Consider the following 14347-nt stretch of genomic DNA (forward strand, 5'->3'; position numbering starts at 1 on the left):
GGACTTCCTATAAGGAATCAGCCCTCGCCGAGAAGCGGCTTCCGGGCCGCGCAGAAGGCCTCCACCACGCCCAGGTAGCGGGCGCATTCGGCGTCGCCCACCGGCAGGCTCATCGCCACCATGCCGCGCCGGGCGATGTAGATGCCGGCGGCCATGAGATCGAGGAAGAACAGCTCGCGCAGGGCCTCCTCGGTCGCGGATTGGGTGTAGGGGCGCAGCACGGGGCCGCTGCGGAAATGCGGCTGGAGCATGCTGCCGATGCCGGTGAACTGCACCGGCACCTTGTGCTTCGCGCAGATGGCGTTCAGCGCGTCCCGCACGCCGTCGCCACGGGCGCGCAGCGCCTCGGAGGTCTCCTCGGTGAAGATCTCGCCCATCGCGACGATGCCGGCCGACATCGACAGCACGTTGTTGTTGAAGGTGCCGCCATGCGGCAGCGCCTTGGGGTTGGCCGGATCATACATCCCCATGATGTCCGCGCGCCCGCCGAAGGCGCCGAAGGACATGCCGCCGGCGATGTACTTTCCGAGCGTCGTGAGGTCCGGGGTGATGCCGTGCAGCTTCTGCAGGCCGCCGGCGCTGTGGCGGCTCGTCATCACCTCGTCGAAGGTGAGGACGATGCCATGGGCCGTCGCCTCGTCGCGCAGCATCTGGAGAAACTCGCGGCTCGCGGGGATGCAGCCGCCGGCGCCGATCATGGGCTCGATCAGGATGCAGGCCAGCTCGTCCTTGTGCTCGCGGATGAGGGCGCGCGTCGCCTCGATGTCGTTGTAAGGCGCGAGGGTGACGGGGAAGGGCGCGTTCACCGGGCTGCCGCCGCCGGCGAAGGTCATCATGCCGCCGTGATAGCCGCCGTTCATCGCCAGCAGCCGCTGGCGGCCGGTGAAGGCGCGCGCGGCGGAGAAGGCGAAGAGGTTCGCCTCCGTGCCGCTATTGGTGAAGCGCACCAGCTCGATCGAGGGGAAGCGCGCGCAGATGATGGCGGCGAAGACGGATTCGCGCTCACCGGCCGCGGCCAGGTTCAGCCCGCGGCCGATCGCGCCCTCGATCGCCTTGACGATGCGCGCCTCGGAATGACCGAAGATGCCGGCGGTGTATTCACCGCAGAGGTCGAGATAGTCGTGGCCGTCGATGTCTTTGAGGTAGCAGCCCTCGCCGCTCTCCATCGCCGTGGGGAAGGGCGAGTAGTAGAGCGTCGAGCGGGTGTTTCCGCCGGGCATCACCTTCTTGGCGCGCTCATAGGCCGCGGCGCTTTTCGGGCGCGCGGCGACGTAGCTCTCGCGCGCTTCGGCGAGCGCGGTGTCGAGGTCGGTGTTGCGCGGGGCGGTGACGGTGTCGAGTTGCGGCATGGGTTGTGTCCTCAGGAGCGGCCGGAGTTATTGCCAGAGCCAGGAGATGAGCAGGCCGCCCTGGGTCCAGAGGCGGTTATAGCCGCGCTCCATGCCCAGGCCGCCGGGGCCGGCGGTGCGGTCGAACATCTCGCCGTAATTGCCGACCTGACGGATGATGTCATAGGCAAAGGTCGCGGAGACGCCGAAACCGACACCGACATTGTCGGTCAGGCCCAGGAAGCGGCGCACCTGCGGATCGGTGGCCGTGCGGCGCTGCTCCTCGACATTGGCGCGGGTCAGGCCGAACTCCTCCGCCTGGATCATGGCGAAGACGGCCCATCGCGTCAGCGCCGCCCATTCGGCATCGCCGTTGCGGACGAGAATGCCGTGCATCTCCTTCTGGATCAGGTCGGGCAACAGGACCAGCGCCGACGGATCCGGCGAGGCGAGCCGGTTGGCCGAGAGGTTGATCATGTCGTTGGTGATGCCGTCGCAGCGATTGGAGCTGAAGGCCGCGAGCACGGCCTGGGGCGTGTCGAACGAGATGAGGCGGAAGCGGACGTTGCGCGTCCGGCCCCAGTCCTCGAGATTACGCTCGTTGATGCTGCCCTGGGTGCCGCAGATGGTGGCTCCGTCCATCTGGGCCACGCCGGTCACGCCCGTGCGGCGGTGCACGAGGACGCCCTGGCCCGTGTAGAAATGCGCGACCGTCTGCGTGAGGCCGAGCGTGCTGTCACGCGAGAGCGAGAGGGCGGTGGTGCGGGAGAGCATGTCCACCTCGCCCGACTGCAGCGCGGTGAAGCGGGTCTGCGCCGTCGTGGGCACGAAGCGTACCTTCTCCGCATCGCCGAAGACGGCGGTGGCCACCGCGCGGCACATCTCGGCATCGAAGCCCTGCCAGCGTCCCGAGCTGTCGGCCAGCGACATATGCGCGATGCCGACCGAGACGCCGCAGCGCACATGGCCGTTGCGGCGCACCGCATCGAGCGTCGGACCGGCGAAGGCCGGCGCGGCGGTGAGCAAAAGGGCGGCGGCGGCCGCGAAGAGCGGGCGAAGCAGGTCGTGGCGCAAGGGCGGAGCTCCCATTGGAGGTGACAGCAAGCGAACAAATGTGATCACGATATTGTGGGGAGCGTAATCACGTCATGGCAGGACTGCAATTGCCGATACGCCCGTCCGGTTCGAAAACGGCGAGCCTGGCTCGCCGCCTTCCTGCGATCAGGCGAGGCCGAGCGAATCGTGGTGGTGGCGAGGATACGGGAGAGGGCGCGGCGCGGCGCGAAGAGGCGCTCGTGGCGGCGGATGCTTGTCCGGCAGGCCAAAGGCCGGATCGCCCCGATCGGGCGAGTGCTGCGGCCAGATAAAGATCAAGCGGAGAGGGGAAGGATGGCCGGCCACGATCACGTGGAAACCGGCGGAAACCCTGGTGGAGCCAGGCGGAATCGAACCGCCGACCTCTTGAATGCCATTCAAGCGCTCTACCAACTGAGCTATGGCCCCCCTGGGGTGGTCGGTCCTATAGCCACGCCATTCGGAGGCCGCAATCCCCCATCCCCCCGATTTCTGCGCGGCCTTTCGCGAATGCTGCGGCGCGGCTAGCCTCCGCGTCACCGATTGAGGGGACGATCATATGCCGAAGAAGGTCTATCCGGATGCCACGGCCGCACTGGCCGGGCTGCTGAAGGACGGGATGACCATCCATGCCGGGGGCTTCGGCCTCTGCGGCATTCCTGCCGTCCTGATCGAGGCGGTCAAGGAATCCGGCGTGAAGGACCTTACGGTCGTTTCCAACAATGCCGGCATCGACGATGTGGGCCTCGGCAAGCTGCTGCGCACGCGCCAGATCAAGAAGATGATCGCCAGCTATGTCGGCGAGAACGCCGAATTCGCCCGCCAGTTCCTGGCCGGCGAGCTCGAGATCGAGTTCAATCCCCAGGGCACCCTGGCCGAGCGAATCCGCGCCGGCGGCGCCGGCATCCCGGCCTTCTTCACCAAGACCGGCGTCGGCACGGCCGTGGCCGAGGGCAAGCCCACCCAGGTCTTCGACGGCGAGACCTATGTGATGGAGCGCGGCATCGTGGCCGACGTGGCCCTGGTCCATGCCTGGAAGGCCGATACCGAGGGCAACCTCGTCTACCGGCGCACCGCGCGGAACTTCAATCCGATGATGGCGACGGCCGCGAAGATGACCGTCGCCCAGGTGGAGCACCTGGTCCCCGTCGGCGAGATCGACCCCGACCACATCATCACCCCGGGCGTCTACGTGAAGCGGATCGTGGTCCTCCCCGAGGGTTACGAGAAGCTGATCGAGAACCGCACCGTGCGCAAAGCGGCCTGAGGAGAGACGAACATGCCCTGGAACCGCGACCAGATGGCCGCCCGCGCCGCCCGTGAGCTCGAGGACGGCTTCTACGTCAATCTCGGCATCGGCATTCCCACGCTGGTGGCCAATCACATCCCCGAAGGCATCTCCGTCCAGCTGCAGAGCGAGAACGGCATGCTCGGCATCGGCCCCTTCCCGCTGGAAGGCACCGAGGACCCGGACATCATCAACGCCGGCAAGCAGACCGTCTCGATGCTGCCGACCACCAGCATCTTCAGCAGCGCCGACAGCTTCGCCATGATTCGCGGCGGGCATATCGACCTGTCGATCCTCGGCGCGCTGCAGGTGGCCCAGAACGGCGACCTCGCGAACTGGATGATCCCCGGCAAGATGGTGAAGGGCATGGGCGGCGCCATGGATCTCGTCGCCGGCGTGAAGCGCGTGGTGGTGCTCATGGAGCACACGGCCAAGGGCGACGTCCCCAAGCTCCTCAAGCAATGCGAGCTGCCGCTGACGGGATCGCGCGTCGTGGACATGGTGATCACCGAGCTCGCGGTCTTCCGCATCGACCGGCGGGGCGATGCGGGCATGCGCCTGATCGAGCTGGCGCCCGAGGTGACCCTGGACGAGCTGAAGTCCAAGACCGCCGCGGAATTCCACGTCGCGCTGTAGCGCGTGACCGTGAGCGTCCGGAGGGGTTGTAGGGACTGAAATGCCGCGGAAAACCCCTCCAGAATGATCCCACCCATCGGTTTGCGGAGGCTCGCGAAGCTCTGGGACGAGGTGAAGGCCGCGCTCTTCGCCTCGGACCTCGATGCGGCGCAGAAGAAGATGCGGGAGCAGGCGCGGTCCGCCGCCCCCGTCATCTGGCTCATCGGCAAGACCGGCGCCGGCAAGACCGCCATCGTCTCCGCCCTGACCGGCGATCCCCGCGCCGAGATCGGCGAGGGCTACCAGCCCTGCACCCGCCAGGCCTCCTTCTACGACGTGCCGGAGGAGGCGCCCTTCCTGCGCTTCCTCGACACGCGCGGGCTGGAGGAGGCGGGCTATGACGCGGACGAGGACATCGCCTGGTGCGAGTCCCAGGCGCATCTTCTCCTCGCCGTGATGCAGGTGGACGACCCCGCGCAGGAGCCGGTGATGACCGTGCTGCGCCAGGCGCGCCGCCGCCATCCGGACTGGCCGCTGGTGGTCGCCCAGACCGGCCTGCACCGCCGCTATCGCCCCGGCACGGGCCATCCCGAGACCTTCGACGAAGGCCAGCTGCCCGAGTCGCTCGCCGATGCACTGGCCTATCAGCGCGGCCTCTTCCGGGGTCTGCCCGGCGAGGATCCGCCGGCCTTCGTGCCGCTCGACTTCACCCAGCCCTCCGACGGCTTCGAGCCGGCGGCCTATCGGCTGGACGCGCTGGACGCCGCCCTGGAGGCCGCGCTGCCCGAGGCGCTCGACTCGCTGCACGCCGCCCGCGCCGACGAGGGCAATGACGGCCGCCAGCGCGCCGCCCGGCGCACCGTCTATGCCTATGTCGCTCTGGCCGCCGCGGCCGGGGCCGTGCCCATTCCTCTCGCGGGAATGGCCGGGCTCGCGGCCATGCAGGGCGCCATGCTGAACCGCCTCGCCCGCCGCTACGAGGTGGAGTGGACGCCGAGCCTCTTCGGCGCCTTCGCCGGCAGCCTGGGGGTGGGCACCCTCGGCTGGTTCGGTGCCCGCTTCCTGGTGGCCGAGGCGGTGAAGCTGATCCCGGTGCTGGGCACGGCCGCCGGCATGGCGCTCAACGCCGGCACCGCCGCCGCCTTCACCGCCGGCACGGGCGAGGCCGCATTGGTCTTCCTGCGCGCCGCCCGGACCGGGCAATCGGCCCCGGATGAGGAGGTCCGCCAGGCCTATCGCGACGCCTTCCGCGCCTGGCGGGCCAAGAGGGGCCGGGCATGACCTGGGCGCGCCGCTATTGGCTGGAGCTCGTGCTGGCCGTGCTGCTGGCGCTGCCCTGGCTCTCGCTCTTCGGCCTGGGCCTCGTCTGGCTGTGGGAGAATCACCGCGTCCTGGAATGGGCGATCGGCGCCGCCGCGCTCGGCCTGATCGGCTGGCCGATTCGCGTGTTGCTGCGCCGCCGCGCCCGCACCCGCGCCGCCGCTCTGGCGGCGGGCGAGGACCGCCCCGAATCGGGCTGGGACACCGAGGAGGCCGAGGCCTGGGCCAAGGTTCTCCGCTTCGCCGAGGAGGCCAAGCCCCTCGATTTCGACGCGCTGGATCGGGCCGAGGCGCTGTCCCGCCAGACCATCGCCCTGGTCGCCGCGCATTTCCATCCGGGCGAGACGGACCCCATGGCCCGCGTCACTTTGCCCGAGGCCCTGCTGGTGACGGAGCAGGTGGCGCACCGGTTGCGCCGCTGGGTGATCGAGCTGCCCGGCTCCAAGCGCATCCGCATCAGCGACGCGCTCTGGCTCCAGCGGCTCGTGGACCGATACGGCGCAGCGGCCCAGATGGCCTATGACGTGGGCGAGACGATCTATCGCGTGGCCCGCGCCGCCGCGAACCCGATCCAGGCCGTGGCGCAGGAAGGGCAGCGCCTGGCCTTCGGCGCCACGGGCGGTTTCCTGGGCAACAACCTGCGCCGCGCGGCCACCGCCAAGCTCATCCACGAGACGGGCCGGGCGGCGATCGACCTGTATTCCGGCCGCCTGCGCCTGTCCTCCATCGAGCTGGCCGAGCTGGCCCGAGTCGATGCCGAGGCCGCCGCGCCCGAGACCCCGCCGCGCCTGCTGCTGGTGGGTCAGGCGAATGCCGGAAAGACCTCGCTGCTCAACGCCCTGGCCGGCGCGGCCCGCGCCCATGTCGGCGCTCTGCCCAGCGAGGGGCCGGTGCGCGAGCATCTCGTCTCGGTCGAGGGCCGCCCGGCGCTGAACATCGCCGACATGCCCCCGCTCCCCGACGCCAAGCGCTTCCTGCGCGAGGCCGAGCGGGCTGATATGATCCTATGGGTCGCCTCCGCGACCCAGCCCGGCCGCGCGCAGGACGTCGCCGCGCTGGAGGTCCTGCGCAACTGGGCCGCCGAGCAGCGGCGCAGCCGTCCGCCGCCGGTCCTTGTCGCCATGACCCATGCGGACCTGCTGCGCCCGGTGGCCGAATGGAAGCCGCCCTATGACCTGGAGAAGCCCGCCGGCCCCAAGGCGGCCAGCATCCGCGCCGCGCGAGATGCGGTGGCCACGACGCTGCTCCTGCCCGCCGAGTCCGTCATCCCGCTTGCGTTGCCCGAGGGCGCCGCCGGCTGGAACATCGACACCCTCTGGGAGCGCGTGGCGGGGGAGCTGGATTCCGCCCGCCGGGCCCGCAACGAGCGCCTGCGTGACGAAGGCGCAAGCCCTTCCGCGCTCGTCGAGGCCAACAGGGCGCTGCGCGGCGGCTGGAATCTTCTGAAATCGGCGGTGAAACAGTAGGGCTCGCTTGGTTGCCGTGTCTTCATGCGTATGATAGAGCCGCCTCGCTTCGCCAGGAAACTCCTGGCTTCAAACCTTTGAACCGGGACAGCATGGTGGCCGTCGAGACCATTTCCCCGAGCGCGCCCCAGACCGGTGGTGTCGCCGAGCGCTACGCCCTGGCCCTGCTGGGCCTGGCTGACGATGCGAGGCAGGCCGATCCCGGCGCCCTCGATCGTATCGCGACCGATGTCGAGGGGCTGTACTCCATCTATCGCGATGATGCCGCCTTCCGGGCCTTCATCGCCGATCCGCGACGTGGCGCGGCGCAGCAGCAGAAGATGCTCAGCGCCATCGTGCAGTCCGCGAAGATCGGCGACGAGGTTCGCAAGCTGGTCGGCGTGATGATCGCCAATCGCCGCCTGAACCTGCTGCCCTCCGTGGCCGTCGCCTTCGGCGCGAAGCTCGCCGAGCGTCGCGGCCAGCAGATCGCGCATGTGACCACCGCCTTCCCGCTCACCGACACGCAGCGCGCCCAGATCGTCGCGCGGATGACGGAAAGCGGAATCTCCGGCGTCAAGCTGGCCGAGACGCTGGACCCCGCCATCCTCGGCGGGCTCATCGTGCGGATCGGTTCGCGCCTCTACGACAACAGCCTCAAGTCCAAACTGCAGCGCATGCAATTCGCTATGAAGGGAGCCGCCTGAGATGGAAATCCGTCCGGCCGAGATTTCGGAGATCCTGAAGCAGCAGATCGCGGGCTTCGACGCTGATGCCAACGTGGCCGAGGTCGGCACCGTGCTGACGGTCGGCGACGGCATCGCGCGAGTCTACGGCCTGCAGAACGTGATGGCCGGCGAGCTGGTGGAATTCCCCGCTTCCGGCATCAAGGGCATGGCGCTGAACCTCGAGACCGACAATGTCGGTATCGTGCTCTTCGGCTCCGACATTTCCGTCCGTGAGGGCGACACGGTCAGCCGCACCGGCGCCATCGTGGACGTGCCCGTCGGCAAGGGCCTGCTCGGCCGCGTGGTCGACGGCCTCGGCAATCCCATCGACGGCAAGGGCCCGCTCACCGACGTCGTGCGCATGCGCGCCGAGGTGAAGGCGCCCGGCATCATCCCGCGCAAGTCGGTGCATGAGCCGATGCAGACCGGCATCAAGGCGATCGACGCCCTGATCCCGATCGGCCGTGGCCAGCGCGAGCTGATCATCGGTGACCGCCAGACCGGCAAGACCGCCGTGATCGTGGACACCATTCTCAACCAGAAGACGATCAACGCGGGCGATGACGAGAGCAAGAAGCTCTATTGCATCTACGTCGCGATCGGCCAGAAGCGCTCCACCGTCGCCCAGCTCGTGAAGACGCTGGAAGAGAACGGCGCGCTCGAATATTCGATCATCGTTGCCGCCACCGCTTCCGATCCGGCGCCGATGCAGTTCCTGGCGCCCTACACCGGCTGCGCCATGGGCGAGTTCTTCCGCGACAGCGGCAAGCATGCGGTCATCTTCTACGACGATCTGTCCAAGCAGGCCGTCGCCTATCGCCAGATGTCGCTGCTGCTGCGCCGTCCGCCGGGCCGCGAGGCCTATCCGGGCGACGTGTTCTATCTGCACTCCCGCCTGCTCGAGCGCGCGGCGAAGATGGGCGACGATTTCGGCAATGGTTCGCTGACGGCGCTGCCGGTCATCGAGACGCAGGCTGGCGACGTGTCCGCCTACATTCCGACGAACGTGATTTCGATCACCGACGGCCAGATCTTCCTGGAGACGGAGCTCTTCTTCAAGGGCATCCGCCCCGCCGTGAACGTCGGCCTCTCGGTCTCCCGCGTCGGTTCCGCCGCGCAGATCAAGGCGATGAAGCAGGTGGCCGGCAAGATCAAGCTGGAGCTGGCGCAGTACCGCGAGATGGCGGCCTTCGCGCAGTTCTCGTCGGATCTGGACGCCTCCACCCAGGCCCTGCTCAACCGCGGCGCGCGCCTGACGGAGCTGCTCAAGCAGCCCCAGTTCAAGCCCGTCCCCGTCGAAGAGCAGGTCATCGCGATCTTCGCCGGCACGCGCGGCTATCTCGACAAGCTGCCCCTGAACAAGGTCGGCGAGTTCGAGACGCGCCTGCTGAGCGAGCTGAAGGCGAGCGCGCCCGACATCGTGGCCAGCATCCGGAACGATCGCGAGATCAAGAAGGACGTTGAGGCCAAGCTGATCGCGTTCCTCGACGGCTTCTCCAAGTCCTTCGCCTGAACGCCAAGCTAGACCCGGCGGAGACCAACTGACATGGCGACCCTGAAAAGCCTCCGCCTGCGGATCAACAGCGTGAAGTCCACGCGGAAGATCACGCAGGCCATGAAGATGGTGGCCGCCGCCAAGCTCCGCCGTGCCCAGTCCCAGGCGGAAGCCGCGCGGCCCTATGCCGAGCGGATGGAGCGCATGCTCGCCTCGCTTGGCGCTTCGGTCGTCGGCAGCCCCGACGCGCCGAAGATGCTGGTCGGCACGGGCGCGGACAAGGTGCACCTGCTGGTCGTCGTCACGGCCGATCGCGGCCTGGCCGGCGCCTTCAACACCAATGTGGGCCGCTTCGCCCGCAATCGCGTCCGCGCGCTCGAAGCCGAAGGCAAGACGGTCAAGCTGCTGACGGTCGGCCGCAAGGGCGCGAGCTACCTCAAGCGCGAGCTGGCGAGCCGGGTGATCGGCGAGATTAGCTTCGCCGGCAAGAAGCGCATCGGCTTCGAGGATGCGTCCGAGATCGCGAGCCAGGTCACGGAGATGCTGGAGGAGGGCGGCTATGACGTCTGCACCCTCATCTACAACCGCTTCAAGAACGTGATCAGCCAGACGCCGGTCGAGCAGCAGCTCATCCCCGCGCCGATGCCTGAGATCGTTCAGTCCGCGCCGACCGAGGCTCTCCCTGGGGGCGCCCCGGCGCTGTACGAATTCGAGCCGACCGAGGAAGAGATCCTCGCGAAGCTGCTGCCGCAGAACCTGGCCATCCAGGTCTATCGCGCGCTGCTGGAATCGGCGGCCGGCGAGCAGGGCAGCCGCATGACGGCCATGGATAACGCCACGCGCAATGCGGGCGAGATGATCAACAAGCTGACGCTGAACTACAACCGTACGCGCCAGGCCAACATCACCCGCGAGCTGATCGAGATCATCTCGGGTGCCGAAGCCCTTTAAGCGCCGCATGACGAAGGAATCCGGGCGATGAAGAACAATGTCGGTCAGGTGACGCAGGTGCTCGGCGCCGTGGTGGACGTGCAGTTCCCCGCCGAGCTCCCCGCGATCATGAACGCGCTGACGCTGCAGATCGGCGAGCAGAAGCTCGTCCTCGAAGTGGCGCAGCATCTCGGCGAGCGCACCGTGCGCTGCATCGCCATGGACACCACGGACGGCCTCGTCCGCGGCACGGAAGTGACCGACACCGGCAAGGGCATCATGGTCCCCGTCGGTCCCGGCACGCTGGGCCGCATCCTGAACGTCATCGGCGAGCCGATCGACGAGCGCGGCCCGGTCGATGCCACGATGTACTACCCGATTCACCGCGAGGCGCCCTCCTTCGACGAGCAGGCGACGAGCGCGGAGATCCTGGTCACCGGCATCAAGGTCATCGACCTGCTCGCCCCCTACATCAAGGGCGGCAAGATCGGCCTCTTCGGCGGCGCCGGCGTGGGCAAGACCGTGACCATCCAGGAGCTGATCAACAACATCGCCAAGGGCCACGGCGGCGTGTCCGTCTTCGCCGGCGTCGGCGAGCGCACGCGCGAGGGCAACGACCTCTACCACGAGATGGTGGATGCGGGCGTCATCAAGCTCGGCGACGGCACGACCGAAGGTTCCAAGGTTGCCCTGGTCTATGGCCAGATGAACGAGCCGCCGGGCGCGCGCGCCCGCGTCGCCCTCTCGGGCCTGTCCATCGCGGAGTACTTCCGCGACGAGCAGGGCCAGGACGTGCTGTTCTTCATCGACAACATCTTCCGCTTCACGCAGGCGGGCGCGGAAGTGTCCGCCCTGCTGGGCCGCATTCCCTCGGCCGTGGGCTATCAGCCTACGCTGTCGACGGACATGGGCGCCCTGCAGGAGCGCATCACCTCCACGAAGAAGGGCTCGATCACCTCGGTGCAGGCCATCTACGTGCCCGCCGACGACTTGACCGATCCGGCCCCCGCGACCTCCTTCGCGCACCTTGACGCCACGACGACGCTGAACCGTTCGATCGCCGAGCTGGGCATCTTCCCCGCCGTTGATCCGCTCGACTCCACGTCGCGCGCCATGGATCCCCGCGTGGTCGGCAACGAGCACTACAACACGGCCCGTGAGGTCCAGAAGATCCTGCAGACCTACAAGTCCCTGCAGGACATCATCGCCATTCTGGGCATGGACGAGCTGTCGGAAGAGGACAAGCTGGTCGTGGCGCGTGCCCGCAAGCTGCAGCGCTTCCTCAGCCAGCCCTTCCACGTGGCCGAGGTCTTCACCGGCACGCCGGGCGTGTTCGTGAAGCTCGAGGACACGATCCGCAGCTTCGCCGCCATCTGCGCCGGCGAGTACGACCACCTTCCCGAGGCCGCCTTCTACATGGTCGGCACCGTGGAAGAGGCCGTGAAGAAGGCCGAGACCCTCAAGCAGGCCGCCTGAGGATTAGGTTGACGCCGGCCGCTCGCGGCCGGCGTACTGAAGTACGGCGCTTCATGGGCGATCTTTCAAACGCGCCGATCGACTGACGGGGAATTCGCATGGCCACCTTCCAACTCGAACTGGTCTCGCCGGAAAAGCTGCTCCTCTCCCGTCAGGTGGAGATGGTCGTCATCCCCGCCGCCGAGGGCGAGATGGGCGTGCTGCCCGGCCATGCGCCGATGATCGTGGCCCTGCGCGGCGGCGTCATCCGCGTGATCGAGGGCGGCAAGGATGTCGACCGTCTCTTCGTGGCCGGCGGCTTCGCCGAGATCACGCCCGAGCGCGTCACGGTCCTGGCCGACGAGGCCACGCCGGTCGTCGAACTCTCCAAGGCCGAGGCCGAGCGGCGCATCGCCGAGGCGGATGCCGCCTATATGGCGGCCACGATGGACTCGCCCGAGCGCCGCGACGCGGCGATGGCGAAGCTTCTCGCCATGCGCGCCATGCTGGCTTCCGCCGAAGCCGCTTGAAATTCCATTCTTCTTCCCGCATTTCTGCAGAGCGGGACAAGGGAGCGTGACCTCCCTGGGTCGATTCGGCCCGGGGCTTAGGGGGCATTTCCAAAAGTTGGTGGCATGAAGCACTGGACGATCGAGCAGGTGGCCTGGGACCGCTTCGACCCCTCCAAGGTCGATCCCGAGGTCATACCCCTCGTCAAGGCGGCCGCCATGGTCGAGCGCAACGGCGACGACTATGCGCTCTACCTGAAGAGCGTCTTTCGCGATGATCCCGACTTCGCCCAGGCGACCGACAACTGGGCCGTCGAGGAGGTCCAGCACGGCGACGCTCTGGGCCGCTGGGCCAGCCTGGCCGATCCCGAATTCGACTACATGGCCTCCTTCGAGAAATACCGGGCGGGCTATACCATCGATGTGAAGGCCGACGCCTCGCTGCGCGGCTCCCTCACGGGCGAGCTGATCGCCCGCTGCATGGTCGAGACCGGCACCTCCAGCTACTACACCGCCCTCGGCGAAGCCTCGGAAGAGCCGGTGCTGAAGGAGATCTGCCGTCTGATCGCGGCCGATGAGTATCGGCATTTCAAGCTCTTCTACGATCACATGAAGCGCTACCTGGCGCGCGAGAAGCTCTCCGTCACCAAGCGGCTGCGCGTCGCTCTGGGCCGCATCGGCGAGAGCGAGGACGACGAGCTCGCCTTCGCCTTCCATTGCAGCAACGACGCGCCGGGCGTGCCCTATGAGCACGACCGCTGTTCCGCCGGCTATATGGGCCGCGCGATGAGCTATTATCGCTTCCGCCACATCGAGCGGAGCACGAGCATGATCTTCAAGTCGGTCGGGCTCAATCCGCATGGGCGGATCGCCCATCTGTCGGCTCGGCTCGGCTGGCGGCTGCTCGTCTGGAAACGCGACAAGTTCTTCAAGATGCTGTCCGCCCAGGGCACTCCGATCCGGCAAGCCGCCTGACCGTGCAACGGCGTGTCCTTCTCGGTCTCGCCGGCACCCTTCCCCTCGGCTGCACCGCCGTCGCGCAGAGCTCCGCTCCGGGATTGCGCGAACTGGCCCGCGCCCGCGGCATGAGCTTCGGCACCGCCGTGCGCAGCGAGAAGCTGGAGGCGGACCCCATCCTCTCCGCCCTCGTCGCCCGCGAGGCGGACCTGATCGTGCCGGAGTGGGAGGGCAAGTGGGACGTGATCCAGCCCGAGCGCGGCCGCTTCGAGTTCGAGCCGCTGCGCGCTGTGATGCGCTTCGCCCAGGCCCAGAACCAGCGCGTGCGGGGCCACGCGCTGCTCTGGCACGAGGCCATGCCACGATGGCTCGCCCCCGCTTTGGCCGAAGGGCAAAGCCAGGCGCAGCAGATTCTCGAGACGCATATCACCACGGTGCTCGCCGAGACGCGCGCCGGCATCCGCGACTGGGACGTGGTGAACGAGGTGATCGCCGCCCCGCCCGGCGGCGACAATCCCACCCCCGGCTCCGGCGATCTGCGGCCCACCCCGTGGCTCGCCGCGCTCGGCCCCGGCTATGTCGAGCGCGCCCTGCGGATCGCCCGCCAGGCCGACCCGACGCTGCGCCTGACGATCAACGAATTCGCCGTCTATTCCGACACGCCCTGGGCCCAGGCCAAACGGGACAGCCTGCTTCGCGTGGTGCGCGGGCTGCTGGAGCGGAACTGCCCGCTCGACGCCATCGGCATCCAGGGCCATCTGCAGATGCGCGAGCCCTTCCGGCCGGAACCCTATGTCGCCTTCCTGCGCGCGCTGCGCGCGCTCGGCCTGGCGGTGCTGATCACCGAGCTCGATGTGCGCGAACCGGATGTGCTGGCGCCGACGATCGAGGGCCGCGATGCCGCCGTGGCCGAATATGCGGGTGCCTTCCTCCAGGCGTCGCGCGACGGAGGGGTGCGCAGCTTCCTCACCTGGGGCCTGACGGACCGCGATTCCTGGCTGGTCCTGGAGCCCGGCGTGGCGCGGCGGGACGGTGTCGTGACGCGCGGCCATCCCTATGACGCGGAGCTGCGGCCCAAGCCGCTGCGGGCCCGCCTGGCGCAGTTCTTCTCCGCCTAGCGCAACGTCGCGCGGCGCCGGCTATCTGGCTCCAGGAAATTTCCGCTATCCTGCGGACAACGTCCAAGTCCGCAGGAGCAGAAGA

General features: G+C 68.3%; 13 protein-coding genes and 1 tRNA gene. 11 read left to right on the forward strand and 3 right to left on the reverse strand.

The features are described from left to right. Positions 1 to 17 precede the first annotated feature (17 nt). The 3 genes from ACO057_RS16780 to ACO057_RS16790 all read right to left on the reverse strand — a co-directional run bounded on the left by ACO057_RS16780 (position 18) and on the right by ACO057_RS16790 (position 2831). Positions 18 to 1349, reverse strand: a complete 1332-nt coding sequence (locus tag ACO057_RS16780; protein WP_421993751.1) for an aspartate aminotransferase family protein — start codon at positions 1347 to 1349, stop codon at positions 18 to 20. Between the two features lie 27 nt (positions 1350 to 1376). Continuing rightward, positions 1377 to 2402, reverse strand: coding sequence for an amino acid ABC transporter substrate-binding protein (locus ACO057_RS16785; protein ID WP_421993752.1), 1026 nt, complete (start codon positions 2400 to 2402; stop codon positions 1377 to 1379). A gap of 353 nt (positions 2403 to 2755) precedes the next feature. Continuing rightward, positions 2756 to 2831 (reverse strand) — tRNA-Ala (locus ACO057_RS16790). Between the two features lie 130 nt (positions 2832 to 2961). Here ACO057_RS16790 and ACO057_RS16795 point away from each other — a divergent pair. From ACO057_RS16795 to ACO057_RS16845, 11 genes are all read left to right on the forward strand, one after another. Further along, positions 2962 to 3669, forward strand: a complete 708-nt coding sequence (locus tag ACO057_RS16795) for a CoA transferase subunit A (RefSeq protein WP_421993753.1) — start codon at positions 2962 to 2964, stop codon at positions 3667 to 3669. Positions 3670 to 3681: 12 nt separating this feature from the next. Next, on the forward strand, positions 3682 to 4326 hold the full coding sequence (locus tag ACO057_RS16800; RefSeq protein ID WP_421993754.1) for a CoA transferase subunit B: 645 nt from the start codon (positions 3682 to 3684) through the stop codon (positions 4324 to 4326). 63 nt (positions 4327 to 4389) lie between these two features. Next, a complete protein-coding gene (locus ACO057_RS16805) occupies positions 4390 to 5586 on the forward strand; it encodes a GTPase family protein (RefSeq protein WP_421993755.1) in 1197 nt (398 codons plus the stop codon). Continuing rightward, positions 5583 to 7091: a GTPase family protein gene (locus tag ACO057_RS16810; protein ID WP_421993756.1), complete on the forward strand. Its 1509-nt coding sequence runs from the start codon at positions 5583 to 5585 to the stop codon at positions 7089 to 7091. Before ACO057_RS16805 ends, ACO057_RS16810 begins: the two co-directional genes overlap by 4 nt. Before the next feature lie 77 nt (positions 7092 to 7168). Continuing rightward, positions 7169 to 7777, forward strand: a complete 609-nt coding sequence (atpH, locus tag ACO057_RS16815; RefSeq protein WP_421993757.1) for an ATP synthase F1 subunit delta — start codon at positions 7169 to 7171, stop codon at positions 7775 to 7777. 1 nt (position 7778) lies between these two features. Then, entirely contained in the window at positions 7779 to 9311 is a 1533-nt protein-coding gene (atpA, locus tag ACO057_RS16820) for a F0F1 ATP synthase subunit alpha (protein WP_421993758.1), read from the forward strand. Between the two features lie 33 nt (positions 9312 to 9344). Further along, a complete protein-coding gene (locus ACO057_RS16825) occupies positions 9345 to 10244 on the forward strand; it encodes a F0F1 ATP synthase subunit gamma (RefSeq protein ID WP_421993759.1) in 900 nt (299 codons plus the stop codon). A gap of 27 nt (positions 10245 to 10271) precedes the next feature. Further along, a complete protein-coding gene (gene atpD / locus ACO057_RS16830) occupies positions 10272 to 11699 on the forward strand; it encodes a F0F1 ATP synthase subunit beta (protein ID WP_421993760.1) in 1428 nt (475 codons plus the stop codon). A 98-nt stretch (positions 11700 to 11797) separates the two neighbouring features. Further along, positions 11798 to 12208, forward strand: coding sequence for an ATP synthase F1 subunit epsilon (atpC, locus tag ACO057_RS16835; protein ID WP_421993761.1), 411 nt, complete (start codon positions 11798 to 11800; stop codon positions 12206 to 12208). Positions 12209 to 12313: 105 nt separating this feature from the next. Beyond that, a complete protein-coding gene (locus tag ACO057_RS16840) occupies positions 12314 to 13162 on the forward strand; it encodes an acyl-ACP desaturase (protein WP_421993762.1) in 849 nt (282 codons plus the stop codon). Positions 13163 to 13164: 2 nt separating this feature from the next. Next, a complete protein-coding gene (locus ACO057_RS16845) occupies positions 13165 to 14262 on the forward strand; it encodes an endo-1,4-beta-xylanase (protein WP_421993763.1) in 1098 nt (365 codons plus the stop codon). Positions 14263 to 14347: the final 85 nt, after the last annotated feature.

This window comes from Roseococcus sp., from assembly GCF_965227005.1.
Classification (GTDB): Bacteria; Pseudomonadota; Alphaproteobacteria; order Acetobacterales; family Acetobacteraceae; genus Roseococcus.

What these genes read in the sequence shown, in the direction of transcription:
- ACO057_RS16840 (WP_421993762.1), top strand. Translation starts at nt 12,314, where the DNA reads ATGAAGCACTGGACGATCGAGCAGGTGGCCTGGGACCGCTTCGACCCC.
- ACO057_RS16810 (WP_421993756.1), top strand. Translation starts at nt 5,583, where the DNA reads ATGACCTGGGCGCGCCGCTATTGGCTGGAGCTCGTGCTGGCCGTGCTG.
- ACO057_RS16795 (WP_421993753.1), top strand. Translation starts at nt 2,962, where the DNA reads ATGCCGAAGAAGGTCTATCCGGATGCCACGGCCGCACTGGCCGGGCTG.
- atpD (WP_421993760.1), top strand. Translation starts at nt 10,272, where the DNA reads ATGAAGAACAATGTCGGTCAGGTGACGCAGGTGCTCGGCGCCGTGGTG.
- ACO057_RS16780 (WP_421993751.1), bottom strand. Translation starts at nt 1,349, where the DNA reads ATGCCGCAACTCGACACCGTCACCGCCCCGCGCAACACCGACCTCGAC.
- ACO057_RS16800 (WP_421993754.1), top strand. Translation starts at nt 3,682, where the DNA reads ATGCCCTGGAACCGCGACCAGATGGCCGCCCGCGCCGCCCGTGAGCTC.
- ACO057_RS16825 (WP_421993759.1), top strand. Translation starts at nt 9,345, where the DNA reads ATGGCGACCCTGAAAAGCCTCCGCCTGCGGATCAACAGCGTGAAGTCC.
- ACO057_RS16805 (WP_421993755.1), top strand. Translation starts at nt 4,390, where the DNA reads ATGATCCCACCCATCGGTTTGCGGAGGCTCGCGAAGCTCTGGGACGAG.
- atpC (WP_421993761.1), top strand. Translation starts at nt 11,798, where the DNA reads ATGGCCACCTTCCAACTCGAACTGGTCTCGCCGGAAAAGCTGCTCCTC.
- atpA (WP_421993758.1), top strand. Translation starts at nt 7,779, where the DNA reads ATGGAAATCCGTCCGGCCGAGATTTCGGAGATCCTGAAGCAGCAGATC.